Origin of the sequence: Variovorax stachyos (assembly GCF_051400855.1) — a bacterium.
In the GTDB taxonomy this organism is placed as follows: Bacteria; Pseudomonadota; Gammaproteobacteria; order Burkholderiales; family Burkholderiaceae_C; genus Variovorax.
The window spans coordinates 460,614-487,142 of sequence record NZ_JBLFFN010000001.1; the positions used below are offsets into that span (position 1 = coordinate 460,614).

The 26,529-nt window shown below is 67.4% G+C and carries 25 protein-coding genes; 14 read left to right on the plus strand and 11 right to left on the minus strand.

Going from position 1 to position 26,529, the window contains the following annotated elements; translation table 11 throughout:
• The first annotated feature begins 80 nt into the window (after window positions 1-80).
• On the plus strand, window positions 81-956 hold the full coding sequence (locus ACMGEZ_RS02280) for a fumarylacetoacetate hydrolase family protein (protein ID WP_436820614.1): 876 nt from the start codon (window positions 81-83) through the stop codon (window positions 954-956).
• Entirely contained in the window at window positions 953-1,549 is a 597-nt protein-coding gene (locus ACMGEZ_RS02285; protein ID WP_436820615.1) for a VOC family protein, read from the plus strand. The genes ACMGEZ_RS02280 and ACMGEZ_RS02285 overlap by 4 nt, the downstream gene beginning before the upstream one ends.
• A gap of 33 nt (window positions 1,550-1,582) precedes the next feature.
• Here the strand turns inward: ACMGEZ_RS02285 and ACMGEZ_RS02290 are convergent, their stop codons facing one another.
• Window positions 1,583-2,428: an IclR family transcriptional regulator gene (locus tag ACMGEZ_RS02290; RefSeq protein ID WP_436820616.1), complete on the minus strand. Its 846-nt coding sequence runs from the start codon at window positions 2,426-2,428 to the stop codon at window positions 1,583-1,585.
• 93 nt (window positions 2,429-2,521) lie between these two features.
• Between ACMGEZ_RS02290 and ACMGEZ_RS02295 the strand changes: the two genes are divergently transcribed.
• Both ACMGEZ_RS02295 and ACMGEZ_RS02300 read left to right on the plus strand, forming a co-directional pair.
• Complete coding sequence (locus tag ACMGEZ_RS02295; protein ID WP_436820617.1) at window positions 2,522-4,165, plus strand: GMC family oxidoreductase; 1,644 nt, start codon at window positions 2,522-2,524, stop codon at window positions 4,163-4,165.
• Window positions 4,166-4,221: 56 nt separating this feature from the next.
• The gene (locus ACMGEZ_RS02300; protein ID WP_436820618.1) at window positions 4,222-5,550 is read left to right on the plus strand and encodes an MFS transporter; all 1,329 of its coding nucleotides are present in this window, start codon (window positions 4,222-4,224) and stop codon (window positions 5,548-5,550) included.
• Between the two features lie 48 nt (window positions 5,551-5,598).
• Here the strand turns inward: ACMGEZ_RS02300 and ACMGEZ_RS02305 are convergent, their stop codons facing one another.
• Window positions 5,599-6,057 (minus strand): hypothetical protein, encoded by a 459-nt coding sequence (locus ACMGEZ_RS02305; protein ID WP_436820619.1) that lies wholly within the window; start codon window positions 6,055-6,057, stop codon window positions 5,599-5,601.
• Window positions 6,058-6,620: 563 nt separating this feature from the next.
• Complete coding sequence (locus ACMGEZ_RS02310) at window positions 6,621-7,568, minus strand: RHS repeat-associated core domain-containing protein (RefSeq protein ID WP_436820620.1); 948 nt, start codon at window positions 7,566-7,568, stop codon at window positions 6,621-6,623.
• 528 nt (window positions 7,569-8,096) lie between these two features.
• Between ACMGEZ_RS02310 and ACMGEZ_RS02315 the strand changes: the two genes are divergently transcribed.
• Window positions 8,097-8,810: a glutathione binding-like protein gene (locus ACMGEZ_RS02315; RefSeq protein WP_436820621.1), complete on the plus strand. Its 714-nt coding sequence runs from the start codon at window positions 8,097-8,099 to the stop codon at window positions 8,808-8,810.
• 7 nt (window positions 8,811-8,817) lie between these two features.
• Here the strand turns inward: ACMGEZ_RS02315 and ACMGEZ_RS02320 are convergent, their stop codons facing one another.
• From ACMGEZ_RS02320 to tauA, 3 genes are read right to left on the minus strand one after another with little or no spacing between them, the layout of a single operon-like run.
• Window positions 8,818-9,723, minus strand: coding sequence for an ABC transporter permease subunit (locus ACMGEZ_RS02320; protein ID WP_436820622.1), 906 nt, complete (start codon window positions 9,721-9,723; stop codon window positions 8,818-8,820).
• Window positions 9,716-10,504 carry a taurine ABC transporter ATP-binding protein gene (locus ACMGEZ_RS02325; RefSeq protein WP_068675595.1) on the minus strand — a complete coding sequence of 263 codons (789 nt, stop codon included), beginning with the start codon at window positions 10,502-10,504 and terminating at the stop codon, window positions 9,716-9,718. The genes ACMGEZ_RS02320 and ACMGEZ_RS02325 overlap by 8 nt, the downstream gene beginning before the upstream one ends.
• 24 nt (window positions 10,505-10,528) lie before the next feature.
• Window positions 10,529-11,545 (minus strand): taurine ABC transporter substrate-binding protein, encoded by a 1,017-nt coding sequence (gene tauA, locus ACMGEZ_RS02330; RefSeq protein ID WP_436820623.1) that lies wholly within the window; start codon window positions 11,543-11,545, stop codon window positions 10,529-10,531.
• Window positions 11,546-11,798: 253 nt separating this feature from the next.
• On the opposite strand from tauA, the gene ACMGEZ_RS02335 reads away from it, so the two are divergent.
• Window positions 11,799-12,026 (plus strand): DUF3072 domain-containing protein, encoded by a 228-nt coding sequence (locus ACMGEZ_RS02335; protein ID WP_436820624.1) that lies wholly within the window; start codon window positions 11,799-11,801, stop codon window positions 12,024-12,026.
• 18 nt (window positions 12,027-12,044) lie between these two features.
• Here the strand turns inward: ACMGEZ_RS02335 and ACMGEZ_RS02340 are convergent, their stop codons facing one another.
• Window positions 12,045-12,308 (minus strand): hypothetical protein, encoded by a 264-nt coding sequence (locus tag ACMGEZ_RS02340; protein WP_436820625.1) that lies wholly within the window; start codon window positions 12,306-12,308, stop codon window positions 12,045-12,047.
• A gap of 49 nt (window positions 12,309-12,357) precedes the next feature.
• Window positions 12,358-13,893, minus strand: coding sequence for a MocR-like pyridoxine biosynthesis transcription factor PdxR (gene pdxR / locus ACMGEZ_RS02345; RefSeq protein WP_436820626.1), 1,536 nt, complete (start codon window positions 13,891-13,893; stop codon window positions 12,358-12,360).
• A 115-nt stretch (window positions 13,894-14,008) separates the two neighbouring features.
• Between pdxR and ACMGEZ_RS02350 the strand changes: the two genes are divergently transcribed.
• Both ACMGEZ_RS02350 and ACMGEZ_RS02355 read left to right on the plus strand, forming a co-directional pair.
• Entirely contained in the window at window positions 14,009-14,416 is a 408-nt protein-coding gene (locus tag ACMGEZ_RS02350) for a nuclear transport factor 2 family protein (RefSeq protein WP_436820627.1), read from the plus strand.
• A 20-nt stretch (window positions 14,417-14,436) separates the two neighbouring features.
• Window positions 14,437-15,885 (plus strand): NAD(P)/FAD-dependent oxidoreductase, encoded by a 1,449-nt coding sequence (locus ACMGEZ_RS02355; RefSeq protein WP_436820628.1) that lies wholly within the window; start codon window positions 14,437-14,439, stop codon window positions 15,883-15,885.
• Window positions 15,886-15,904: 19 nt separating this feature from the next.
• Here ACMGEZ_RS02355 and ACMGEZ_RS02360 read toward each other — a convergent pair whose 3' ends face one another.
• The 3 genes from ACMGEZ_RS02360 to ACMGEZ_RS02370 form a co-directional block, all read right to left on the minus strand.
• Window positions 15,905-16,444: a hypothetical protein gene (locus tag ACMGEZ_RS02360; protein WP_436820629.1), complete on the minus strand. Its 540-nt coding sequence runs from the start codon at window positions 16,442-16,444 to the stop codon at window positions 15,905-15,907.
• A gap of 22 nt (window positions 16,445-16,466) precedes the next feature.
• Window positions 16,467-17,621 (minus strand): zinc-dependent alcohol dehydrogenase, encoded by a 1,155-nt coding sequence (locus ACMGEZ_RS02365; RefSeq protein WP_436820630.1) that lies wholly within the window; start codon window positions 17,619-17,621, stop codon window positions 16,467-16,469.
• Window positions 17,622-17,835: 214 nt separating this feature from the next.
• Entirely contained in the window at window positions 17,836-18,738 is a 903-nt protein-coding gene (locus ACMGEZ_RS02370; RefSeq protein WP_436820631.1) for a LysR substrate-binding domain-containing protein, read from the minus strand.
• Between the two features lie 174 nt (window positions 18,739-18,912).
• Between ACMGEZ_RS02370 and ACMGEZ_RS02375 the strand changes: the two genes are divergently transcribed.
• From ACMGEZ_RS02375 to ACMGEZ_RS02400, 6 genes are all read left to right on the plus strand, one after another.
• Complete coding sequence (locus ACMGEZ_RS02375; RefSeq protein ID WP_436820632.1) at window positions 18,913-19,788, plus strand: Bug family tripartite tricarboxylate transporter substrate binding protein; 876 nt, start codon at window positions 18,913-18,915, stop codon at window positions 19,786-19,788.
• Between the two features lie 225 nt (window positions 19,789-20,013).
• On the plus strand, window positions 20,014-21,618 hold the full coding sequence (locus tag ACMGEZ_RS02380) for an ABC transporter substrate-binding protein (protein WP_436820633.1): 1,605 nt from the start codon (window positions 20,014-20,016) through the stop codon (window positions 21,616-21,618).
• A 15-nt stretch (window positions 21,619-21,633) separates the two neighbouring features.
• Window positions 21,634-22,602: an ABC transporter permease gene (locus ACMGEZ_RS02385; RefSeq protein WP_436820634.1), complete on the plus strand. Its 969-nt coding sequence runs from the start codon at window positions 21,634-21,636 to the stop codon at window positions 22,600-22,602.
• Window positions 22,599-23,510 carry an ABC transporter permease gene (locus ACMGEZ_RS02390; RefSeq protein ID WP_436820635.1) on the plus strand — a complete coding sequence of 304 codons (912 nt, stop codon included), beginning with the start codon at window positions 22,599-22,601 and terminating at the stop codon, window positions 23,508-23,510. The genes ACMGEZ_RS02385 and ACMGEZ_RS02390 overlap by 4 nt, the downstream gene beginning before the upstream one ends.
• A 1-nt stretch (window position 23,511) precedes the next feature.
• Window positions 23,512-24,570, plus strand: coding sequence for an ABC transporter ATP-binding protein (locus ACMGEZ_RS02395; RefSeq protein ID WP_436820636.1), 1,059 nt, complete (start codon window positions 23,512-23,514; stop codon window positions 24,568-24,570).
• Window positions 24,571-25,489: 919 nt separating this feature from the next.
• The gene (locus tag ACMGEZ_RS02400; RefSeq protein WP_436820637.1) at window positions 25,490-26,521 is read left to right on the plus strand and encodes an ABC transporter ATP-binding protein; all 1,032 of its coding nucleotides are present in this window, start codon (window positions 25,490-25,492) and stop codon (window positions 26,519-26,521) included.
• Window positions 26,522-26,529 lie beyond the last annotated feature (8 nt).

Genomic DNA, 26,529 nt, shown 5'->3' on the forward strand with positions numbered 1-26,529 from the left:
GTTGCGTTCTTCGCGGCCCGATTGTCTGCGCACCGTTCCATCCACATCATCGAAAGCATTGGATTCGATGGAGACAAAGGATGAAGCTGGCCACCTTTCGCCACCAGGGCACGCCGAAGTACGGCGTGGTCGAGGGGGACGATGTCGTCGACGTGTCGACCCTGCCCGGCGCGCCGGCGGGCCTGCGCGAACTGCTGGAGCGGGGTGCCGAAGGCCTCGCCTGGGTCCGGCAGGCAGCGCGCCTGGGCCCGCGGCTGCCGCTGGCGCAGGTGCAGCTGTGCGCGCCCGTGCCGGCGCCGCGCAAGTTCCTGGGCCTGGGCGGCAACTACGCCTCGCATCTCGAGGAAGCGGCCAGGCTGGGGCTTGTGCGTCCTGCGGGCCAGGTGTGGTTCAACAAGCAGGTCTCGTGCGTCGCCGGTCCGTACGACCCGGTGCACAAGCCCCGGATCTCCGACCAACTCGACTACGAAGGCGAGCTGGGCGTGGTGATCGGGCAGCGCTGCCGCCACGTACGCGCCGACGAGGCCGACGCGGCAATCGCCGGCTACGTGGTGGTCAACGACCTGAGCGTGCGCGACTGGCAGCTGCGTGCACCCACCCACACGCTGGGCAAGTCCTTCGACACCCACGGCCCCTTCGGCCCCTGGCTGGTGACGCGCGACGAGATCGCCGACCCCCATGCGCTGCGCCTGCGCACCTGGGTCAACGGCGAGCTGCGGCAGGACGGCAGCACCGGCGAGATGCTGCACCGCGTCGGCGAAATGATCGCCGAGCTCACGACCGCCTTCACGCTGGAACCCGGCGATGTCCTGTCCACCGGCAGTCCGGCCGGCTGCGGCGGGCTGATGTCGCCGCCGCGCTACCTGCGCGCCGGCGACGTGGTGCGCGTGGAGATCGAATCGATCGGCGCGATCGAGAACCGCGTCGTTCACGAACCCGATGGAGACAAGACATGAACGCCCCGAGACGACTCCCCGATGCGCAGGCCACGCGCGTCCGCCCCGCGAAGCTGGCCCATGTGGTGCTGCGCGTGTCCGAGCTCGAACGCTCGCGCGCCTGGTATCTGAAGGTGCTGGAAGCGAGGCCGGCCTTCGAGAACGAGATGGTGTGCTTTCTCACCTACGACGAGGAGCATCACCGCATCGGCCTGATCGCGCGGCCCGAGCTCGGGCATGCGGGCGATGCGCACACCGGGCTGGAGCACATTGCCTTCACCTATGCCTCGCTCGCCGACCTGCTCGCCACCTACCGGCGGCTCGGCGAGCACGACATCCGGCCCTACTGGACGATCAACCACGGCCCCACCATCTCGCTTTACTACAAGGACCCGGACGGGCACCGGCTCGAGCTGCAGCACGACGTCTTCGAGCGGCCCGAGGAACTCGATGCCTTCTTCGCGGGCGGGGCCTATCGCGAGAACTTCATGGGCATCGTGTTCGATCCGGAAGAGATGGTCGCGCGCTTCGAGGCGGGCGAGCCCTTGGCGGCGCTCACGGCGCGGCGGGAATTGCGCGATGGCGAAACGCCCTGGACGATGTTCGTGCCATGAGCCGATCGGCCACGTTCGCCACTCCCCCATCCCTCAGAGCAAGCCCGCCATCCTCCCCGCCGCCTCTCTCAGTGCCCCGATTGCCTTGATCGCATCCTCCATCGTCATCCGCGCGGTCGGCGCGTGCACGGCGATGGCGGCGCGCTGCTTGCCCGTCGCATCGAAGACCGGCACCGCCACCGCCACCAGGCCCGCGATGAACTCCTCCCGGTCCGTCGAATAGCCGCGCCTGGCGATCGCCTCGCACTCGGCACGCAGCTGGTCTGCATCGGTGATCGTGTTGGCGGTCATCCGCGTCAACGTGATCTGGCCGATCACCGCGTCGCGTTCCTTCTTCTCCATCTGCGCCAGGAACAGCTTGCCGCTCGCCGTGCAATGCAGCGGCACATGCGAGCCGACATCCAGCGTCAGGCGCAGCGGCCATTGCGCCTCGACGCGATCGAGGTACAGCACCTGCGCCCCATCCAGCGTCGTGAAGTTGCAGGTCTCGCCGACCTGGCGCACCAGCTCCGACAGCACCTCGTGCCGCAGCCCGCGCACCACGCCGTGGTTCAGCGTGTCGAAGGCCAGCTGCCGCAGCGCGGGCCCGACGCTGAACATGCGCTCGTCCACATCGCGCGCCAGGAAGCCCGTCGCCAGCAGCTGCGTGCAGATGCGATGCGCCGTGCCCTTGGGCAGCGACAGCTGCGCCGCCAGGTCGGCGAGCGACAACGCACGGCCTTCGTTGGCCAGCAGGGCCAGCAGGCGCAGGCTGCGCTCGGCCGATGAGCCCGTCGCCGGCTCCTCGGCCTGCGGCGCGGGCGCCGGGACGCGCGCCGCGGGGCGCTTCTTGGAGACAACAGCAGGTGCAGCAACAGCGCTGCGCGCAGGACGCGTCATACGGGTAAACCTCTAAAGTGGAACGTTGCGTTCCGAAAATCAATCGCCTAGCATCGGCAACCGAAGCGATTGTTCCACTGCCCGGAAGCCTGCATGCCCGTTGAAGAAGAGTTCGATTACATCGTCGTGGGTGCCGGCTCGGCCGGCTGCGTGCTGGCCGGGCGGCTCAGCGAAGACCCGGCCACGCGCGTGCTGCTGCTGGAGGCGGGGCCCGCCGACAACTCGCTGTGGATCCACCTGCCCATCGGCTACGGCAAGACGATGTGGAGCCCCACCTACAACTGGCGCTTCGAGACCGACCCCGACCCGAACATGAACGGCCGGCGCATCTACTGGCCGCGCGGCAAGACGCTGGGCGGCTCCAGCTCGATCAACGGCCTGATCTACATCCGCGGCCAGCGCGAGGACTACGACCACTGGGCCGCTCTCGGCAACACGGGCTGGGGCTACGACGACGTGCTGCCCTACTTCATCAAGTCCGAAGGCAACCAGCGTGGGGCCAATGCCTTCCACGGCGCGGACGGCCCGCTCAAGGTCTCGGACATCGGCGCGAAGCACGAGCTGATCGAGGCCTTCATCGAAGGTGCACAGCAGATCGGCCCGCTGAGCGTGAAGCGCACCGACGACTTCAACGGCGCCGACCAGGCAGGCGCGGGCTACTACCAGCTCACCACCCACCAGGGGTGGCGCTGCAGCACCGCCAAGGCCTACCTCGGCCCGGCGAAGGGCCGCAGCAACCTGCGCATCGCGACCGAGGCGCTGGCCACCGGGCTGGTGTTCGAGGGCCGCCGCGCGGTCGGCGTGCGCTATACGCAGGGCGGCGCGGCGAAGGTCGCGCGCTGTCGCGCCGAGGTGCTGCTGTCCGCCGGCGCGATCCAGTCGCCGCAGCTGCTGCAGCTCTCGGGCATCGGCCCGCGCGCGCTGCTCGAGCAGCGCGGCGTTTCGGTGGTGCACGAGCTGCCGGGAGTCGGCGAGAACCTGCAGGACCACCTGCAGATCCGCCTCGGCTACGAGTGCACCAAGCCCATCACCACCAACGACCAGCTCAACTCCTGGATGGGCCAGGCCAGGATGGGCCTGGAATGGCTGATGCACCGCACCGGCCCGCTGGCGGTCGGCATCAACCAGGGCGGCTGCTTCATGCGCGCGCTGGCCGATGCGAACGGGCAGCCGGTGGCCGCTACGCCCGACATCCAGTTCCACGTCGCCACGCTGTCGGCCGACATGGCGGGCGGCAAGGTGCATCCGTGGTCGGGTTTCACGCTGTCTGTCTGCCAGCTGCGGCCCGAGTCGCGCGGCCACATCCGCATCCGCTCGCGCGATCCGGCCGAGCCGCCGGAGATGCAGCCCAACTACCTTGCGACCGAACGGGACCGCGCGACCGCCGTGGCCGGCGTGAAGGCAGCGCGGGCCATCGCCGCCTCGCCGGCGATGCGACCCTACGTCAAGCGCGAGGTCAAGCCGGGGCCGGGTGCCACGAGCGACGCCGACCTGCTCGAGTTCTGCCGCGACAACGGCGCCACCATCTTTCACCCGAGCGGCACTTGCCGCATGGGCAGCGACTGGATGGCCGTGGTCGATGCTCGCCTGCGCGTGCACGGCGTGGGCGGCCTGCGCGTGGTCGACTGCTCGGCCATGCCCACGCTGGTCTCGGGCAACACCAACGCGCCGGCCGTGATGATGGCCGAGAAGGCCGTCGACCTGATCCGCGAGGACGCCACCGCCCTCGCCCGCTGAGTTTCCTCAAGCCCTCGAAGAAGGGCTCCACAACGACACTTCACTGGAGACAACACATGAGTGCAACCGACGAGAAGGCGATTCGACGCGTAGTGGTATCGGCGCTGGTGGGCGCCAGCATCGAGTGGTACGACTTCTTCCTCTACGGGGTGGTGGCCGGCATCGTGTTCAACAAGCTCTACTTCCCGGGCAGCGACCCGGTGGTGTCGACGCTGCTGGCCTACACCACCTTTGCCGTGGGCTTCGTGACGCGCCCGCTGGGCGGCGTGATCTTCGGGCACTTCGGCGACAAGATCGGCCGCAAGAGCATGCTGATCCTCACGCTGATGATCATGGGCGTGGCCACCTTCCTCATCGGCCTGGTGCCCACCTATGCGCAGATCGGCATCGCCGCGCCCATCCTGCTGCTCCTGCTGCGCGTGGCGCAGGGCATCGGCCTGGGCGGCGAATGGGGCGGCGCGGTGCTGATGGCCTACGAGTACGCGCCGAAGGAAAAGCGCGGCTTCTACGCCTCGCTGCCGCAGATCGGCCTGGCCATCGGGCTGTGCATGGCCTCGGGCGTGGTGGCGCTGCTGTCCTTCCTGCTGACCGACGAGCAGTTCCTGGCCTGGGGCTGGCGCATCGCCTTCCTGATCTCGGGCGTGATGGTCGCGGTGGGCATGTACATCCGCCTGCACGTGCAGGAGACGCCGGAGTTCGCCGAGGTGAAGGCGCGCAACGCCGAGCTGCGCATTCCCTTCATGGACATGATCAGGCGCTACCCGGGCAACGTGCTCAAGGGCATGGGCGCGCGCTACATCGACGGTGTGTTCTTCAACGTCTTCGGCGTGTTCTCCATCAACTACCTGACCAGCGCGCTCAAGATCAGCCGTACCGAGGCGCTGCTGGGCGTGATGGCGGCGGCGGTGGTGATGATCTTCACCATTCCCTTCTTCGGGCGCATGTCCGACCGGCTGGGAAGGCCCAAGGTCTACATGTGGGGATCGCTGATCACGGCCGTCTCCGCGTTTCCCGGCTTCTGGCTGATGACGCACAGCGGGGGCAACGTGCTGCTGATCTGGCTCGCGATCATCGTGCCGTTCGGCATCCTCTACGCGTCGGTGTACGGGCCCGAGGCCGCGCTCTTCTGCGATCTTTTCGATGCGAAGGTGCGGTACACGGGGATCTCCTTCGTCTACCAGTTCTCGGGGATCTTTGCGTCGGGCATCACGCCGATCATTGCGACGGCGTTGCTGAAGTCGGGTGGGGGGCAGCCTTGGCAGATCTGCATGTATGTGCTGTTCGCGGGGGTGGTGTCCGCACTGTGCGCCTGGCTGATCGGGCGCTCGGCGCCGGTGGGTGAGGCGCATGCCCGGCCGCTGCCCGCGGGCGGGGCCGGGCGCTAGGCGGAGACGGAAGAGGGTCTCAGCTTTGCGAACTGCACGATCGAAGGACTAAGAACGCCAGGTCGCCTGCTCCAGAACCTTGAGCAGTCGACAGGCGGAAGATCGAGTGCTTCGCGCAATGTCGAGCGCAAGCTGCACGGGGTACTCCACGAGATCGACGTCGCCGGCCTCTACGCTTTCGATGAAGCCAATGTCATGGCCGATTGCTTGATCGAGTTCGGTGGGCGTGAGCTGGGCCCCGGTTCGAAGCATGCGCACGTACTCGCCCGGGGCGAGTGTCACGACGAAGTCCTTGTTGTCGGCATCGTCGAGACCCAGCAGTGCGTAGATTGAGAAACCAAGCATGGAGCAGAACAGGAATGCCCTGCGGACCGGCATGGCCGAGGCTGATTCCTGAGCGAGTGCCTCGAGATCTTCGGGCTCTTCGCCGGCGTGCGCGGAGGCATCATCGTGCTCGTTTGAGTCCAGACGAATCCAGGTGCCTTGAATGCGTCTGTGCACGCTCATGTTGTTCTCCGCTGTCGGGTGGGTTGGTGAGTGCTGGGCTGAGCGTGACCCTACCACACTACTTTTGTCACGCGCCATTCTTACAAGTACGGTGCTATCAGGGGAGGCAAAAAGACCAAGGCAAGGACTGTTGATGCCGCAGCGTAGATGCCTAGTTTCAGGCGAGGTGACAAGGACGTACTTTCCGTCGAGCACGTTCTGAACGGCAGTTTCGATCTCCCTCGCGCTAGACAGGTTCTCCCCATCCGAAGTAGCTGAGATCCACTGGAGATGGGCTCGAACTTCTTCTTGCGTCGCTCGTCGGGCCGTGTCAAAAACGATCAATTCGAGCACGACGTTCTGTAACCCGAAGTCGCTGCAGCGAAACCTCTCTATGCCGGTGAGCGACAAGGTCAGATCGTACCCATCCACTCTGCGGAAAGTGCATTCGACGGTACTGGACGCCGCGTCATGAAGAACTGCATAGAGCTCTGCGTCATGCAGCTCGGAGATGCGTTTTGAGTTGATTTCCTTCTTTGAGTCAAGGTGGTCCGAGGGCGGAAGCTCATGAGGCACAGAGGCGCTCATTTGGACGCAACAAGGCCGAAACGAGATTCCTCGAAATCAACGAACCCCAGATCCTTGAATATGTCCATCGGCATTGCTGCCGCGTCGACCCCTTGCACTACAAGCGTGTCATAGCCAGGCTGCTGCGAGTGCTCGTTGTAGTGGTCATCCAAGGACACGGCGATTCGCGCTGCTGCCTGCTCAAGCGATTCGCCTGCTCTTAGTGGAAACCAAGTCATTTGCTCGGGGTCACCTGTCGAACTAGCCTTGATCTGTGCGTTCGCCTGCGTGTCGGCTATCCATACGGGGACTTCTCGGGCGATGCGCCGGACGAAAAGCTGACTATCCGATTGCAATACAAGCATGACGAATCGACTCATGTTGGCTCCTCTAGTTGCATGATTTTCTGCCGCGGGGCCAAGGTGACAAGGGCCAACCCTTGTCGCGTCCGCTAGGGCCCCAATTGTGACCATGCGGCGCACCTTGTCCGTGATCATGATCCCAGTCGATGTCCATTTCCGGCTTGCCATCGGTGCCGTACTTGCGCTCCTGCCCGCTACCAGGGTTGACGTGCCATGAGCCGGGCTCACCATGTTGGGCGTCTTGTCCTGAAGCATCGGCCCAAACACATTCCAGCCGAGCATTGCACCGGTTGCGGTACCTACTCCGCCTGCGATCCAGCCACCAATCGTGGGTGCTGCCGGCAGCAAGAATGCCAAGCGGCCATCAGGATCGGCGTACCTCAGCGGATTCAGGTTGGCATAGGGATATCGATTCGGTCCGCCATCAAGTCCGATGCGATCGGGCTGCGTGTAGCGGCCCAGGCGCTTGTCGAAGTATCGATTCCAGTTCTGCGCAAGCCCGCTTTCCTGGTCTCGATACATCCCCATGAATCCGATGTTGTACGTTACATCCGAGACGCCGGTCGTTCCCGGGTTCGGCGTGCTGCTGAGATTGGCGATCAACGGCCAGATGTATGCGGTTCACAGCGACCACCTCAACACGCCCAGGCGGCTGAAGGACGGCCCAGGCTCGCCAGATGGCGGTGGAAGCTCCGGGTCTCTTGCGAGTCGCGATGCTGGACTGGCTTCGAGCGGACGAGGTTGAAAGTGCAGCGCGCACGCGTGCGCGCCGTTGACGGCTTGCCATGGGACTCCCTGGGTGATTGATCTTCTCGCTGCGCGTCATGGCGCGCAGCGGCGCAATTCAATGAGAGGAACTGCGGTGGCAACGGCATCCTGCCGCCGCATCCGTTCATTGGTGGCGGATCGTAGCCACGGAAGTCACAACAGCAAAGACAGGAGAAAGTTCAAGCGGTGTCAATCCGCGCACACGGCATTAACACTTACCGTCTCTTCGAGAGACTTCGGCCTGAAATATCTGTCACTAAATCCGCAATCTCCACTGGCGACCGGCTACGCCGCATTCGCCCCTCATCCGAAGCAGAGGCAGAATCCGGCCTTGTGCCTTCTTCAAGACAACAAGGAGAACCCATGGCCGATCTGTCCGCCTATCCCATCGCCAGGAAGTGGCCCGCAGCCCACCCCGACCGCCTGCAGCTCTACTCTCTGCCCACCCCCAATGGCGTCAAGGTCTCGATCATGCTGGAGGAGACCGCCCTCCCCTACGAGCCCCACCTGGTCAACTTCGAAACCCACGACCAGATGTCGCCGGAGTTCCTCTCGCTCAGCCCCAACAACAAGATCCCCGCCATCCTCGACCCTGACGGCCCCGGTGGCAAACCGCTGCCGCTCTTCGAGTCGGGCGCGATCCTGATCTACCTGGCAGACAAGACGGGCCAGTTGCTGCCGGCCGACCCCGCCGCGCGCTACGAAACCATTCAGTGGCTGATGTTCCAGATGGGCGGCATCGGGCCGATGTTCGGCCAGCTCGGCTTCTTCCATAAGTTCGCGGGCAAGCACTACGACGACAAGCGCCCGCGCGACCGCTATGTGGCGGAATCCAGGCGACTGCTCGGGGTGCTCGAGAAGCGGCTGGCCGGGCGCGACTGGATCATGGGTGACGACTACACCATCGCCGACATCGCGACCTTCCCGTGGGTTCGCAACCTGATCGGCTTCTACGAAGCGGGCGAACTGGTGGAATTCAACGCCTTCCCACACGTGAAGCGCGCACTCGAAGCCTTCGTGGCGCGGCCCGCGGTCGTGCGCGGCCTGGGCATTCCCAGCCGCGCCGCGACACCCTGAGCGCCTGCTACATGCGTCCCTTCCACGGGACCAGCCGGCGCTCCAGCCAGCGCATCAGCAGGTCGAACAGGTAGGCCACCACGCCGATCACGATGATCCCCATGATCACGATGTCGGTGCGCAGGAAGTTCGATGCATTGAGCACCATCTGGCCCAGGCCCATGTTGGCCGCCACCATTTCCGCCGCCACCAGCGTGGTCCAGCCGAAGCCGATCGCGATGCGCATGCCCACCAGGATGTCGGGCAGGGCCGAGGGCAGGATCACGTGGCGGATCACCTGCATGTAGCTGGCACCCATCGAGTAGGCCGCGTTGATCTGCTCCTGCGACGCGCTGCGCATGCCCGAGCGTGCGGCCAGGGCCAGCGGCGCGAAGCACGACAGGAAGATCAGCAGCACCTTGGGCAGCTCGTCGATGCCGAACCAGATGATGATCAGCGGCAGGTAGGCCAGCGGCGGCAGCGGCCGGTAGAACTCCAGCGGCGGGTCGAAGATGCCGCGCGCCACCCGGCTCATGCCCATGGCAATGCCGATGGGAATGGCCGTCACGCACGCCAGCAGGAAGGCCGAGAACACGCGGAACATGCTCGCCAGGAAGTGCTGCCACAGCGGCTTGTCGTTGGCCTGGCCGGTCACGTATTCGTAGAACTGCTGCGCCACTGCCTGCGGCGAGGGCAGGAAGAGCGGCTTGACCCAGCCCATGTTGGTCACGATGAACCACAGCGCCACGAGCGCGGCCACGGTGACGACGCTGATGGCGGCGCTCGAGCCCGCGCCCGGCACCTTGAAGGCGCTGGTCTTGAGCTTGGCACCGCCCTTCGTCGCAGCCCCCGGCGCCGCGACGACGGCCGGCTGCCCGGGACTGTTGGCAGGTGGCGTCATGGCCACGGGCGAAGCGATGATGGCGTCAGGCATGGACGGCCTCCCGATGATGGATGATCGCCAGGACCTCTTCGCGCATGCGGATGAACTCGGGCTCCGACTTCACCTTGCGCGAATCGCCGTGCGAGAGGTATTGGCGAGAGAACGGCACCTGGTCGTACACGTGCGAGATGCGCCCCGGGCTCGGGCTCATCACGATGAGCCGGGTGGCGAGGAACAGCGCCTCCTCCACCGAGTGAGTGATGAAGAACACCATCTTGTTCGACTTCGACCAGGCCTTCAGCAGGATCTCCTGCACCTGCTCGCGCGTGAAGGCGTCGAGCGCGCCCATGGGCTCGTCCATCAGCAGCACGGCCGGGTCGCTGGCCAGCGCGCGGGCAATGCCCACGCGCTGCTGCATGCCGCCGGAGAGTTCGTAGACGGCGCGGCCGGCGTACTGCTGCAGGCCGACCAGCGCCAGCTTGTCCTCGGCGATCCGGTCGCGCTCGGCCTTGCCGACGCCGGCCAGGCGCAGGCCCAGCGCGACGTTGTCGCGCACGTTGAGCCAGGGCATCAGCGCATGCTTCTGGAACACGACGCCGCGGTCGGCGCCGGGGCCGGCGACCGGCTTGCCATCCAGCAGGATCTCGCCGGTGGAAGGCGGCAGGAAGCCGGCGATGCAGTTGAGCAGCGTGGTCTTGCCGCAGCCGGAGGCGCCGAGCGCGACCACGAAGTCGCCGTCGTGCATCTGCAGGTTGACGGGGGCCAGCGCCTGCAGCGTGCCGCCGGTGACGGCGTAGTTGACCGTGAGGTCTCGGATGTCGAGCGTGGGCATGGGGCGCCTTCTTTTTCTTCCTTGCTACTTGGCCGCCGCCATCGCCTTCTCGACGTAGGCCGTGGTCACGAAGCCGCTGTAGTCGGCCTTGACCTCCTGCACCCGGCCCTGCTCCTTGAGGAACACGGCCGTGTTGGCCATTGCCTTGGCCGCGCCGCCGCCCAGCCAGGTGGGCGAGACCTGCTCGGCCAGGGTCGGGAAGCTGTAGAGCGCCATCGCCGCGCCGACGTCCTTGGGGTCGGCCTTGGTCCACTTGGCCATGGCCTTGATCTGGGGCGAGTCGGGTGTCCAGCTCTTGCCGGAGGCCTTGTACTCCTCGTTGGCGCGGTTGAGCGCCTTCACGAAGGCGACCATGAAGGGCTCGTTGGCGGCGGCCCACTTGGCGTTCACCACGATGCCCTCGAAGGTGGGAGCGCCGCGCTTGCCGATGCTGCCGGAGGTGGCGATGACCTTGCCACTGGAGCGGATCTTCGACAGCACCGGGTCCCAGATGAAGGTGGCGTCGATGTCGCCACGCTCCCAGGCCGCCGCGATCTCGGGCGGGCGCATGTTCATCACGTTGACCGTCTTCGGGTCCACGCCTTCCATCTTCATGCCGGCCATCAGCTGGTAGTGCGCGGTGGAGACGAAGGGCGTGGCGACCTTCTTGCCCTTCAGGTCCTTCATGCTCGTGATGCCGGAGGAGTTGCGCGCGACCAGCGCCTCGGCGTCGGCGATGTCGGCGGAGATCCAGAACAGCTTGATGTCCTGGCCCTGGCTCGCGGCGGCGGTCAGCGGGCTCGAGCCCGTCTCGCCCATCTGCACGTCGCCCGAGGCCATGGCGCGGATCACGTCGCCGCCGCCCGAGAACATGCGCCAGTTGATCTTGTAGCCGGTGGCCTTCTCGACCTCGCCCGACTCCATGACGAGGCGCAGCGGCACCAGCATGTCCTGGTGTGCGAAGGTCAGCTCCTTGGTCTGGGCCTGGGCGGCGGCCCCGCCGAGGGCCAATGCGGCGGCCAAGGCCGCGCCTGAGAGGGTGAAGCGCCGGGGCATGTTCATTCGTTTCTCCTGGTGATGAGGCGAATGGAACTTTGCACCCACGGGCGCCCGGCCGGAAGTGCCAGGGCGCAAGCCTGCATGGAGCCAGGGGATGGGGACTTACCCTTGTCTGGTGCGCAGCGCACGAGGGCGGTGCCAGCGGCTTGTCCTCGCACGGAGGTCTTGCATGACCTATGGCATTCGTCCGACAGGCCGATGGCTGTTGTTTTATACAGTTCACTCATCGCAATCAAAGGCGTTTGAAGGAGTTCACATGACCGACAAGGCAACCCAGGCGCATGCCGCGGAAAGCAACATGGAGAAGGACCCGAACGATTGGGTCACGGGAGATGAGCCCATGACCGGCGCGCAGCGCTCCTACCTCAAGACACTGTGCGAAGAGGCGAAGGAAGAGTTCGACGATTCGCTCACCAAGGCCGAGGCCTCCCGGCGCATCGATGCGCTGCAGGCCGAGACCGGACGCGGCACCGCCCGGCACTGAGGGGCGCAACGCTCCCGCCTACCCTTTGCGGCTGCTGGGCAGGCGCGCTGCCACTTCCACGCAGGCCGCCACGAAGCGCTGCGCCGCCACGGCATCCGGGTCGTCATGCGCCCACAGCACGGGCGCCGTGTCTTCGGGCATACCGCAGTGCGACAGGGCGATGCACAGCGAACGCCGCAGCGTCGGCGGAACGGTTTCGTCGTCGACAAGAAGAAGAGCGGCAATCCGTGCGGCACGGGGCGTCAGCTGCACGGCCTGCTCGTGAAGTGGGCCGATGATCATGTCGGCGATGCGGGCAAACGACGTACCTGCCACATAGGCCGTCAGTGTGTCAGTGGGTGCGAGGCGCCGCGCTCAGGCTCTCCCCGCGCGCCTGCGCCAGTTCCTGTACCGCCATCCCCAGCGCCCTGATCCCCGCCGGAATCTGCGACGCCGCGATCGACGACAGCCGCAGCCGGAAGAAGGGACACGGATAGGGCGGCTTCGCAAAGAACACATCCCCCGCCTCGATCAGCACCCCGTGGCTGCGTGCCATCAGCGCCAGCTCGGCCGCATCCACCCACGAGGGTGCCTGCACCCAGATCGACGCCCCGCCCGAGGGCAGCCTGAACTCGAAGTCCGGCAGATGCTCGCGCAGCGCCTGTGCCGCCAGCGCAAGCCGCTCCTGCATGGCATGGTTGACCCGCCGCGCATGCGACTCGTGGTGCCCAAGCGAAAGGAAGAGCGCATACGCATGCTGCAGGAAGGCGCTGGGATGCCGCACCATCGAATGCCGGATCACCCGCAGCTCCTTGATCAGCGCGCGCGGCGCCACGATGAAGCCCAGCCGCAGCGCCGGCGAGAGGCTCTTGGACACCGAGCCCACGTAGATCACGCGCCCCGTCTTGTCCAGGCTCTTGAGCGCGGGCATCGGCGTGCCCTCGTAGAGGTTCTCGGCTTCGTAGTCGTCCTCGATGATCACGAAGTCCTGCAGCTCGGCCTTGCGCAGCAGCCACTGGCGCCGCTCCAGGCTGAGCGTGGCGGTGGTCGGGCTCTGGTGCGAAGGCGTGCAGAACAGGTAGTCGGCGGCCGGCAGCGCATCGACGACCAGGCCCTCGTCGTCGACATCGATCTCCACCCACTTCGGATTGCGCATCGCGAAGCTGTTGCGCGCATGCGGATGGCCGGGCTCCTCCAGCCCGACTCGGGTGTGCTCGTCGAACAGCGCCTCGGCCAGCAGGTAGCAGGCGTGCTGGGCGCCGAGGGTGACGAGGATCTCCTCCTTCAGCGCGAACACGCCGCGCCGGGGCAGGAGGCGCGTGCGGATCTGCTCGATCAGGTCGGGCACGTCGTCGGTCTCGAAGTCCGGCGTCCAGTGCGGCAGCTGCGAGCGCGCCAGGCTGCGCGCGCAGCATTCGCGGAAGTCCTCGGTGGGAAACAGCTGCGGGTCGTAGGTGCCGTAGACGAAGGGGTATGGATAGTCGCGCCAGCGGTCGGGCTTGGAGAGCGTGGGCCGGTCCACCTGCGAGCGCAGCACCCGCGCCGACCACTCGGGCGGCTGGCCCGACTGGCCGCTGCGGCCTACCAGCGGTTCGGCAGGCGCTGCCGTGAGCGGCCGCGCGTTGTGCGCGACGAAGACGCCGCTGCGCGGGCGCGCCTCGAGAAAGCCCTCGTCCATCAGTTGCAGGTAGGCCGAGGTCACGGTGTTGCGGCTCAGCCCCAGCAGTGCCGCCAGTTCGCGCGACGAGGGCAGCGGCGCGCCGGGGCTCAGCCGGTCCTCGAGGATGGCCTGCACCACGGCCGCGCGCAGGCGGCCCTGCAGCGGCAGGCCGGGTTGCTCGGGCAGCACGAACAGCTGCGCCCACTGGATGGATCGGGGGTTGGGCATGGTGCGCAAAGTTTAGGGCCGCGTCGACTGGCTTGGTCGAATCCCTGCATCTGGCCCTATCGCGCCGTGCGCCGGCTCCCTACCCTTGCACTCATCGACAAGACAGGAGTTCCGCGTGACCGCAGCAGCATCGCCCGCCCCCGTGACCATCGCCACCCTGGAGGCTTTCAGCGAGGCCTGGAACCGCCACGACATCGAGGCCCTGATGAGCTTCATGCACGAGGACTGCGTATTCCAGACCGCCGCCGGCCCCGAGGCCTTCGGCACCCGCCACAGCGGCACGGCGGCGGTGCGCAAGGCCTTCGCCGCGGCCTGGGAGACGGTGCCGGACGCGCAGTGGCGCAACGGCCGGCATTTCGTGGCCGGCGACTTCGGCACCTCCCAGTGGACCTTCACCGGCACCGCGGCCGACGGCAGCCGCATCGAGACCGACGGCATCGATGTCTTCAGCTTCAAGGACGGCAAGATCGCGCTCAAGAACGTGTTCCGCAAGACGCGGCCGAACCTGCCCGCGGCGAAGTAGTCCCGGTTCGAGGAAACGCCATGACGATGACCGCAGGCACCGCGCAGTTCACGACCGGCGGCCGGGCCGCGCCGGCGCCCAAGCCGTACGACCCGCGCTACGACCCCCTGGTCGCGCCCGACCCCGGTGCCGGCCGCGCCTACGCGCCCACCTGGTGGGTGGCCAGCGCGGGCACGCCGCCCGAGGACGACGGGCCGGTGCTGCGCGACATCGACGTGGACGTGGCCATCATCGGCTCCGGCGCCACCGGCATGTCCACCGCGCTCTACCTGGCGCAGGAGCACGGCATACGGGCGACGGTGCTGGAAGCCAACCAGGCCTCCTGGGGCTGCTCCAGCCGCAGCGGCGGCCAGGGCCAGAACGCCAGCGGGCGGCTCAAGCGCTCGCAGTGGATCCAGCGCTGGGGCCTGGACACGGCCCGGCGCCTCGATGCCGAGATCCGCGCCGGCTTCGAGAACTTCAGGCACCTGACGACGCAGATCGACTGCGACGCCTACGACGGCGGCCATCTCTACCTGGCCCACCGGCCGGAGAAGCTCGCCGGGCTGGAGGCCGAGGCGCGCCTGATGCGCGAGCAGTTCGGCTACGACACGCGCATGCTCAGCGCCGAGGAAGTGCGCCGCGACTTCTGCGACGAGCGCGAGGCCGTGGGCGCGCTCTTCGAATCGGAGGGCGTCGGCATCCATCCGCTCAAGTTCACCTTCGGGCTGATGCGCAAGGCGCGCGCGCTGGGGGTGAAGGTCCACACATCGAGCCCGGTGCAGGGCTGGCAGACCATCGACGGCGTGCACCACCTGCGCACCCCCGGCGGCATCGTGCGGGCACGGCGCGTGGCGGTGTGCACCGGCGGCTACACCGGGCAGGCGCTCTCGCCGCTGCTCAAGAACAAGATCATGCCGATCCTGTCGAACTCGGTCGTCACCCGCCCGCTCACCGAGGCCGAGCTCCAGGCCACCAACTTCAAGTCGCTCACCTTCCTGACCGACACGCGCACGCTGCGCTTCTACTACCGGCTGCTCAAGGGCAACCGGCTGCAGCTGGGCAGCCGCAGCTCGGTGAGCGGGGCCGACGCCGAGGACCCGGTGCACCTGAAGCTGCTCACCGACGCGATCGCGCGCAAGTTCCCGCCGCTGGCCGGCATCCAGATCGACTATTCATGGTGGGGCTGGGTGGACGTGAGCCACGACATGATGCCGCGCATCACGCAGCCCGAGCCGGACAAGAAGGTCTGGTACGCCGTCGGCTACGGCGGCAACGGCGTCTCCTTCTCGACCTGGGCCGGCAAACGCCTGGCCGAGCGCGTGGCCGGGCAGGATGCGGGGCGCGACGTGTTCGAACTGCCCATCTACCGCTCGCCGCTGCCCTTCCCCAACGTGCTGGGGCTGGTGGAGTCGCCGGTGTTCGCGCCCTTCAGGCGGATGGGGCAGCGGGTGCTCTACAAGTGGTACTGGCTGCAGGACGAGAAGTAGCCTGCCCTGTTCGTTCAGCTCAGTAGTCGCGCCGCCTGCTTCGACGCCTGAGCGCCAGCCAGCACAGCCCGATCGTGCCGGCAAGGATCAGGACCTTGCGCGCCGCGCCCACGGGGTTGTGCCGCAGCTCAGCACGCCCCCCCATCTCGGCATAGAGCCGCGGCACGTGGCCGCGGGACAGGTCGTCGACCAGGCCCTCGCCGACATTGATCCTGTCGGCCAGCAGCAGCATCAGCCAATGGCGCAGGTCGTTCTCGCTGTGCCGGAAAGCCAGCCTGCGCAAGTGGCCGCTGAGCCCACGCGGCGGCACCGTGGTGCCGAAGACGGAGGTGATGCCGGGCCGCTCCGTCGAGTGCAGCACCTCGACATGGCGCGGCTGCTGCTCGGGGTGGTCCCAGTGCACGCCTTCCAGCCGAGGAGGGGTGCGCTCGCGCGGGTAGGCGGGTCGGTTGGCGTGGTCCAGGTCGGCGCCCCAGCCCTGGATATGCGCGTACTTCTCCGGTGTCGTCTTGGGTGTTGTCTCAGGTGTTGTTACAGGGGTCGGCACGGGTGTTGTCATGGGGGCTCCTTTCTTCGCCGGCTCAGTGCGGCGCGCCTGGCGGGATCAGCACCGTCTTGATGCAGCCATCGAGCTTGCTGGAGAAGAGGTGGTAGGCGTCGGCCACCTCCTCCAGCGGCATGCGGTGGGTGATGATCTTGTGCGGCTGGATGCGGCCCGCCTGGATGTGCTCGATCAGCCGCGGCAGATGGCGCTTGACGCTGGCCTGGTTCATGCGCAGCGTCAGCCCCTTGTTGATCGCGTTGCCGATCGGCACGAAGTTGAAGGTCGGGCCGTACACGCCGACGATCGACACCACGCCGCCCTTGCGCACCGAGTTGATGGCCCAGTGCAGCACGGTGGCGGAGCCGGCCTGCAGCTTCAGCTTTACGCCGGTGAGCTGCTGCAGGAAGCTGCCGCTGGCCTCGCAGCCCACGCAATCGATGCACACATCCGCGCCGAGCCCGTCGGTCATGTTCTTGATGTGGATCGCCATGTCGCCCACGCTCAGGAAGTTCAAGGTCTCGCATTGGGCGAAGTTCCTGACGAAGTCCAGCCGGTAGTCGAGGTGGTCGACCACGATGACGCGGCCGGCCCCCAGCAGCCAAGCGGACTTGGCCGCAAAGATGCCGACCGGCCCCGCGCCGAACACGACCACCGTGTCGCCTTCCTCGATGTCGCCCATCTCGGCCGCCTGGTAGCCGGTCGGGAAGGCGTCGGTGAGCATGAGGGCGTCCTCCAGCAGCAGGTCGTCCGGAATGCGGGTGGGGCCCACGTCGGCCATGGGCACGCGCACGTACTCGGCCTGACCTCCGTCGTATCCGCCGGCCGTGTGCGAATAGCCGTAGATGCCGCCGACGGCGGTGGCCTCGGGGTTCGTGTCATGGCAATTGCCGTAGAGCTCGCGCTGGCAGAAGTAGCAACTGCCGCAGAAGATGTTGAAGGGCACGAGCACCCGATCGCCCACCTTCAGGTTGCGCACCGAGCTGCCGACGTCCGCGACGATGCCGACGAATTCATGGCCGAAGGTGCTGCCCACGCGCGTGTCGGGCACGAGCCCGTGGTAGAGGTGCAGGTCCGAACCGCAGATGCAGGAGCGCGTCACCTGCACGATGGCGTCGTTCGGATGCTCGATCACCGGGTCGGGCTTGTGGACGGCCCGGACGCGATAGGGGCCTCGGTAGTCCATGGCTAGCATCGTGTTTGTCCTTTCCATGATCGGCTGCAAGGTGGATGACCGGGCCACCGCGCTCGCGTTCGAGGCCCTGGAAGATCGGACAGGTTCGCCGCGTTCGGCGGATGGCGCGTAGGTGATCTGCTGCCTTCGCTGGCGCCGGGCGCCTACAGAGCGCCGCCCGCCTGTGCCGGCCGCATGACCGCCCGCGCTGCCACGCTGTCGCCGCGACCCCTCGTCAGTTGAGGCGCAGGATTTTCTTGCACGCCGCTTCCAGCGCAGCGGAGAGCTCGCGGGATGCCGGAGCCAGGCGAACGTCACTGCGCGTGTAGAGGCCGGCCGTCAGGAGCGGCAAGGGTTTCGACAGCGGGATCTCCTCGAGCAGGGCCGCGACTGCAGGCTCGTTCAGCATGGGCTTCGCGACAAGCGCAAGCGCATCGCTCTGGGCGAGTGTCGAGATCTTGATGGCGTGCGAGTCGCACTCTGCCGTCGACCGAGGAAGTGACATTCCCTCGGCCCGAAACGCATGCTCCAGCACGCCGCCTCTGCCACGCGGCCGCGTCATGATCCACTGCGCCGATCCGAGCTCCTGCAAGCTCCGCGCGGTTCGGAGGGGATGGCCCTTGCGCCCTACAACCGTCAAGCGGAAGCGGGCCAATGCCCGGACCGTGAACCCGCTGCTGGACTCATCGTCGAGGCGCAGGCACACGGCAAAGTCGAGCGATCCATCGCGCAACATCGGCAGCAGTGTTTCCTGGGTGCCTTCGATCACCCGCACGATCGTGCCGGGGTGCTCGTGGGCATGGCGCGCGAGTACCGGGGGGACGAGCCAGGCGCCGATCACGGAGGCAACGCCCACGGTGACCGAGTCCCTCGCCCGTCCGGCGATGCGCTCCATCTCCTCGCGGGCCTTCTGCACCTCGGCCTGGATGCTGCGAGCGCGTGGAAGCATGGCCCGCCCGGCTTCGGTGAGGACGATGCCCTGGCTGCTCCGGTGCACCAGGAGCACGTCGAGGTCTTGTTCCAGTACGCGCAGGCTCTTGGTCACGGAGGGCTGAGACAAGCCCAGTGCCCTGGCCGCGGCGCGAATGCTGCCGGTCTCCGCAATGGCGCACAGGACCTTCAGTTGCCCGAGTTGCATGGGTGATAGCCGGCGGTTATCCCGAAGAAGCTTCGGCATCTTACGGGCAGCAGGTCCTCATGCTCTACTTCCTTCCAGTCCGAAGAGGAACGCGCCATGAAAAGACTCCTGTACCTTCTGGCCGGCCTGCTTGCTGCCGCTGCAGCAGCCGCGCAGACCGGCGGCGCACCCCACATGACTCTCATCGTCGGCGGGCCTCCGGGCACGCCGGGCGACTTGGTCGCCCGGGTTCTCGGTGAGCCGCTGGGGAAGGAGCTCGGCCAGGCCGTCGTGGTGGAAAACCGGCCTGGAGCCGCCGGAAGCATTGCGCTCGGCGCGGTCAGCCGCGCCGCGGCCGATGGCAACACGCTCGGCATCTACGCGCTGCAGTCGACGGTGGCCGCACACGCCGTCAAGTCCCTGCCGTACGACCCGGTCCGCGACCTGGCGGCGGTTCGGCAGATCTCGACCGTGGTCAATGTCCTCGTCGTGAGGTCGGACGGGGCTGCCGTCGCGTTTGCCGACCTGCTGCGCCGCGGGCAGGCGTCGAAGCTGCCCTACGCCTCCGCCGGCGCAGGCACACCCTCGCACCTCGCCGCCGAATTGTTCGCTCAGCAGGTTAAGGTGCAGATCCAGCACATTCCCTTCAATGGACCCGTCGCAGCGCTCACCGCGCTCGCCGGCGGGCACGTGGAGGCCATGTTTGCGACGACGCCGGCCGCGCTGCCGCTCATCAAGGCCGGAAAGTTGACCGCCTTGGCAGTGACCTCTCCGCAACGACTCCCGACCCTGCCCGACGTGCCGACCCTGGCCGAGCTCGGCTACGCCGACGCCGGCCTGAGCGACTGGCATGGCGTGGTCGCGCCCGCGGGAACGCCGCCCGAGCGCATCGAACAGATCTCGGCCGCGATCGGCAAGGTCCTGGCCGACGAAAGCATTCGCCAGCGCCTGCAGTCGGCAGGGTTGCAACCCCTGAGCGCGTCCGGCCCGTCGGCCTTTCGCAGCTTCGTCGACGACGAGACCCGCCGTTGGACCGAAGTCCTGCGACGCGGAGGAATCTCGCTTCAGTAGCAAGCATCACGGCCCGGGCGGCCCGACGAAGCAGCACGGCGTGGCCGCCGGTCGGGGGCCACGTTGGGGCGCATGCGTTTTTGTGGTGCACCCCCGGGCAAACCCGAGCTTTCTGGCTCTGCGTGTCGCGCCCTGTTGGATCTTCGCCGCGGCACCGCGTACGCCTATCGTCGACCTCGCGACCGGCAACGGCCGCCTCATCTGTCGTATTTCACGAGGTCTCGCATGCCCCAACTCCCGACCACACGCCGCGCCGCCCTGCTGTCCGCCACCCTGCTCGCCGCGAGCGCGCTCGTCTCCATGCCTGGTGCCGCCGTCGCCGACGAGGCCCCCAAGCGCGGCGGCACGCTGGTGCTGGGCAGCACCCAGATCCCACGGCACCTGAACGGCGCGGTGCAGTCGGGCATCGCAACCGCCGTGCCTTCGACCCAGATCTTCGCGAGCCCGCTGCGCTTCGACGACAAGTGGAACCCGCAGCCCTACCTGGCCGAGTCGTGGAAGCTGGCCGAGGACGGCAAGTCGCTCACCCTCAACCTGCGCAAGAACGCCGTGTTCCACGACGGCAAGCCGGTGACTTCGGCCGACGTGGCCTTCTCGATCATGGCCATCAAGGCCAACCACCCCTTCACCACCATGATGGGCCCGGTGGAAAAGGTGGACACACCCGACCCGCACACCGCCATCATCCGCATGAGCGCGCCGCACCCGGCGATCGTGCTGGCGATGTCGCCTGCCCTGTGCCCCATCCTGCCCAAGCACATCTACGGCGACGGGCAGGACCTCAAGGGCCACCCGCGCAACAGCACCGACGTGGTCGGCTCGGGCCCCTTCAAGCTCGCCGAGTTCAAGTCGGGCCAGCGCATCGTGATGGAGCGCTTCGACAAGTTCTTCCTGCCGGGCAAGCCTTACCTCGACAAGGTGATCGTCAACATCACGCCCGACATGTCCAGCCTGATGCTGGGCCTGGAGCGCGGCGACATGCAGATGCTGCCCTTCGTGAGCGTGCCGACCGACCTCAAGCGCCTGGCGAACAACCCGCAGGTCACGCTCACGCCCAAGGGCTACGAGGGCATCGGCGCGCTCAACTGGCTGGCCTTCAACCTGACGAAGAAGCCGCTTTCCGACGTGCAGGTGCGCAAGGCCATCGCCACCGCCATCGACAAGAACTTCATCACCAAGGCGCTGATGGGCGGCTTCGCGACGCCGGCCGATGGTCCCATCGTCGCCAGCAGCCCCTTCGCCGTGCCGGACCTGGTGCGCTACCCGCTGGACCTGAAGAAGGCCGCCGAGATGCTGGACGCCGCGGGCTACAAGGCCGGCGCCAACGGCGAGCGCTTCAAGCTCACCATCGACTACCTGCCCGGTGCCGACGACCAGCAGAAGACCGTGGCCGAGTACATCCGCGGCCAGCTCAAGAAGATCGGCATCGCGGTCGAGGTGCGCGCCTCGGCCGACTTCCCGGCCTGGGCCAAGCGCATGGCCTCGCACGACTTCGACATGTCGATGGACCTGGTGTTCAACTGGGGCGACCCGATCATCGGCGTGCACCGCACCTACCTGTCGACCAACATCAAGCCGGTGGTCTGGACCAACACGCAGTCCTACAGCAACCCGAAGGTGGACGAGTTGCTCAACACCGCCGGCGGCATCATCGACCCGACCAAGCGCAAGGCCTACTACGCCACCTTCGAGAAGATCGTGACGGACGAGTTGCCCATCGTCTTCATCAACCAGGTGCCCTACCACACGGTGGCGAGCAAGAAGCTGGGGAACGTGCCGGCCACCATCTGGGGCCCGATGTCGCCCTACGACGAGGTGTACTTCAAGTAGCGCGGAGCGACGAGCATGCCGCGCTACATCGCGTCGCGCCTGCTGCAGGGCCTGGCCCTGGTGCTGGCGGTGGTAGTCCTCAACTTCGTGCTGGTGCATGCCGCGCCCGGCGATCCGGTGGAGACCATCGCCGGCGCCAGCGGCGGCATGTCGCCCGAGATGATGGCGCAGCTGCGCACGCAGTACGGGCTCGACCGCCCGCTGCCGGTGCAGCTGGGCGTGTACCTCGGCAAGGTGCTGCAGGCCGACCTCGGGTATTCCTACTTCTTCAACCTGCCCGTCACCGCGCTGATTTCCGAGCGCGTGCCCGCCACGCTGCTGCTGGTGCTGAGCGCGGTGCTGCTGGCCTTCGTGGTCGGCACGGCCCTGGGCGTGCTGTCCTCGCGCAAGCCCAACGGCGCGCTGTCGCAGTTCATCACCGTGCTGTCGATGGTGGGCTTCGCGGCGCCGGTGTTCTGGGTCGGGATCATGCTGGTGATCCTGTTCGCTTCGGTGCTGCCCATCCTGCCGGTCTCGGGCATGCGCTCGGCCGACAGCGCAGGCGGCGGCATCGCCGACGTGCTCGACGTGCTGCACCACCTGGTGCTGCCGACGATCACGCTCGGGCTGGTCTACCTCGCGCAGTACAGCCGGCTGGCGCGCTCCTCGATGCTGGACGTGCTGGGCGCCGACTTCATTCGCACCGCCCGCGCCAAGGGCCTGGCCGAGCGCGTGGTGCTCTACAAGCACGCGCTGCGCAACGCGCTGCTGCCGGTGGTGACGGTGCTGGGCCTGCAGTTCGGCAACGTGCTGGCCGGCGCGATCCTCGTCGAGACGGTGTTCAACTGGCCCGGCCTCGGCCGGCTCGCCTTCGACTCGGTGCTGCGCCGCGACTACCCGACCATCCTCGGCGTGCTGCTGTTCTCCTCCATCGTGGTCGTCGTGATGAACCAGATCACCGACCTGTGCTACCGGCTCATCGATCCGCGGATCAAGTCCTCATGAACAAGAGTGCCACCCTGCAAGCTGCACCTGCCGCGGCCATGCCCGCGGCGCGCCCGGCGCCCAAGGTCGAGCATCCGGGTGCCGAGGCGCTGCGCATGTTCCTGCGCAACCCCTCGGCCATCGCCGGCATGGCGATGCTGCTGCTGGTCCTGCTGGTCGCGATCGCCGGGCCCTGGGTTTACCCGGCCGATCCTTTCGAGATCCGCTCCGCCCCGCTCACCCCACCCTTCAGCGAAGAGGCCTGGCTGGGAAGCGACTATCTCGGCCGCGACGTCCTGACCACGCTCATCTACGGCGGCCGGGCCACGCTGCTGGTGGGTGCGGTGGCGGCGCTGCTGTCGGTCGCGATCGGCATCACGCTGGGCGCCTTCGCCGGCTTCTACGGCGGCAGGGTCGATGCCGCGCTGATGCGGGTGACCGAGTTCTTCCAGGTGCTGCCCGCCCTGCTCTTCGCGATGGTGGTGGTGACGCTGTTCTCGCCCTCTCTCGTCACGGTGACGCTGGCCATCGGCATCGTGAGCTGGACCGGCACCGCGCGGCTCACGCGCGCCGAGTTCCTCAAGTTCCGCAACCTGGAGTTCGTGCGTGCCGAGCGCGCCATCGGTGCCGGCAACGCGCGCATCATCTGGAAAGTGATCCTGCCCAACGCGCTGCCGCCGCTGGTGGTGTCGGCCACGCTGGCGGTGGGCGCGGCCATCCTGTTCGAGGCCGGGCTGTCCTTCCTGGGGCTGGGCGATCCCAACCAGATGAGCTGGGGGTTGATGATCGGATCGAGCCGGCAGTACGTGCTGTCCTGCTGGTGGGCCGTGGCCTTTCCCGGCGCGGCCATCTTCGTCACCGTGCTCGCCGTCAGCCTGATCGGCGACGGCCTCAACGATGCGCTGAACCCCAAGCTGAGAGAGCGTTGACATGACCGCGCCTTCTTCCAACCAAGCGCTGTTGCGCGTGCAGGACCTGCACGTCGAGTTCCGGACCCGCCGCGGCCAGGCCCAGGTGCTCAACGGCGTGGACTTCGAGATCCGCGGCGGCGAGACGCTCTGCGTGGTCGGCGAGTCCGGCTGCGGCAAGAGCATGACGGCGCTGGCCCTGCTGCGACTCATCCCCTCCCCGCCCGGCCGCATCAGCGGCGGCCGCGTGCTGTTCCAGGACGAGGACCTGCTCAAGGCCGGCGAGGCCCGCATGCGCGAGGTGCGCGGCAACCGCATCTCGATGATCTTCCAGGAGCCGATGACATCGCTCAACCCGGTCTTCACCGTGGGCGACCAGATCGCCGAGTCGCTGCAGCTGCATGCCGGGATGAACCCGCACGCGGCGCGGCTGCGCGCCATCGAGATGCTGCAGCAGGTGGGCATCCCGGCTCCCGAGCGGCGCGTCGACGAGTACCCGCACCAGCTCTCCGGCGGCATGCGCCAGCGCGTGATGATCGCGATGGCCCTGGCCTGCCGTCCCGACATCCTGATCGCCGACGAGCCCACCACTGCGCTCGACGTCACGGTGCAGGCGCAGATCTTCGACCTGCTGCGCGAGCTGCAGCGCGAGAAGGGCACGGCCATCCTGCTCATCACCCACGACATGGGCGCGGTGGCCGAGATGGCCGACCGCGTGATGGTGATGTATGCCGGCCGCGTCATCGAGCAAGGCACTGCCGCGCAGGTGCTCGGCGAGCCGGGGCATCCCTACACCCGCGGCCTGATCGAATGCCTGCCCGAGCTCGGCAGCAGCGCCATCGGCGAGGACCGCGAGGCCCTGCCCGAGATCGCCGGCATGGTGCCCTCGATCTGGGAGCTGGGCAGCGGCTGCGCCTTTCGGGAGCGCTGCCCGCATGCGATGGAACGCTGCGCCACCGAGGTGCCGCCGATGTTCGAGCTGCCGAGCGCGTTCGTTCCGCTGCACGCGGCGATGCCGCATGGCGCGGCTTGCTGGCTGCATGCGGCGCCGCAGCCGCATAAGCTGAGGGAGGCGGCGTGAGGCATCCGATGTCGAAGGCTTTGCTCCCTCCCCCTCCGGGGGAGGGTTGGGGTGGGGGCACTCTGTGGGTTGATTTCGTACGTTGCTGTTGTTGTGAGTCCGGAGCCGGGAATTCGCCCCGGCGGGCGAGTTACTTTCTTTGTCTCGCCAAAGAAAGTAACCAAAGAAAGGCGACCCCACTGCGCGCGACCCTCCGCTTCGCTACGGGCAACCTGCGGTGCTCGCTTCAGGCGGGGTCCGCGCAAACTCGCTTCGCTCAGACACGCGCGGCCCTTAATCCGCCTGAAGCTGCGCTCCTCGGCGCGCGCAGAGGGGATGGGGGAGGGGCCGGGCCATTGCTTCGCTCGGCCACCAACGGCCTCGCTGCGCGAGACCTGGAACAGGGGCATGCGCGCGCGTACGAACGTGAGCCTGAGCCTGGCCCAGAGCAAGAGCAAGAGCACGAGCACCAGCACGAGCACGAGCACGAGCACGAGCACGAGCATGTGCATGTGCGTGTGCATGTGCGCGAGAGCCAACGCGAGCAAGGACCCAGAGCTCACGCCAACCTGCACACCACACAAGGACGCGCCACGGCGCGTTGGACTCCAAGTCCCCTCTGCGCGTGCCGAGGAGCGCAGCTTTTCGCGGATAAAGGGCCGCGCGTGTTTGAGCCGAAGGCGAGTTTGCGCGGACCCCGCGAAAAGCGAGCACCGCAGGTTGCCCGTAGCGAAGCGAAGGGTCACGCGCAGTGGGGTCGCCTTTCTTTGGTTACTTTCTTTGGCGAGACAAAGAAAGTGACTCGCCCGCCGGGGCGAAATCCCGGCTCCGGACTCAACACAACGGCAACGTACGAATCGACCGCCCAGTGCCCCCACCCCAACCCTCCCCCGGAGGGGGAGGGAGCAAGAGCCCAGCAACAAAAGAGGGAGATGACCCAATGAGCCTGATGGACACCGACACGCTCCTGTCAGTCAACGACCTCAAGGTCCACTTCCCACGCGGCAAGCCCGCCTGGGGCCGCCCCGCCGAAGTCGTGAAGGCGGTAGACGGCGTGTCCTTCCAGGTCCGCCGCGGCAGCACGCTCGCGGTGGTGGGCGAATCCGGCTCCGGCAAGACCACGACCGCCCTCGCGGTCATGCGGCTCGCGCCGATCACCGCCGGCCATGTGCAGTTGGGCGACACCCAGCTCGGCACGCTCGAGGGCGAAGCATTGCGCAAAGCACGCTCGCGCATGCAGATCATCTTCCAGGACCCCTTCTCCTCCCTGAACCCGCGCGAGCGCGCCGGCGCCACGGTGCGCGCGCCCCTGGACCTGATGAAGATCGGCACGCCCGTCGAGCGCACGCAGCGCGTATCCGAGCTCTTCGAGGCCGTGGGCCTGCGGCCGGAGCAGCAGCAGCTCTTCCCGCACCAGTTCTCGGGCGGCCAGCGCCAGCGCATCAACATCGCGCGCGCCCTGGCCACCAACCCCGAGCTGGTGGTGTGCGACGAGCCGGTGTCCGCGCTGGACATCGCGATCCGCGCGCAGATCCTCAACCTGCTGGCGCGGCTGCAGCGCGAGCTGGGGCTGACCTACCTCTTCATCTCGCACGACATGGCCGTGGTGGAGCACATCTGCGACGACATCGCCGTGATGTACCTGGGCCAGATCGTGGAGCGCGCATCGCGCCGCAGCTTCTTCGCACGGCCGCTGCATCCCTACAGCGTGGCGCTGATGTCCGCGGTGCCGACCGTGAGCGGCGGGCGGCGGCGCGCGGCGCAGCGCATCAAGCTCACCGGCGATCCGCCCAGCCCCATCGATCCGCCCGCGGGCTGCCGCTTCGCCGGCCGCTGCCCGGTGGCCGAACCGGCCTGCAAGGCCGAGCTGCCGCCGTTGCGCGAAGTCGCGCCGGAGCATTGGGTGCGCTGCCGGCGCGTCGAGGTCCTGCACGGCCAGCCGCAGCCGCCGCTTCGAATGCAGCCTGCCTGAACCCGACG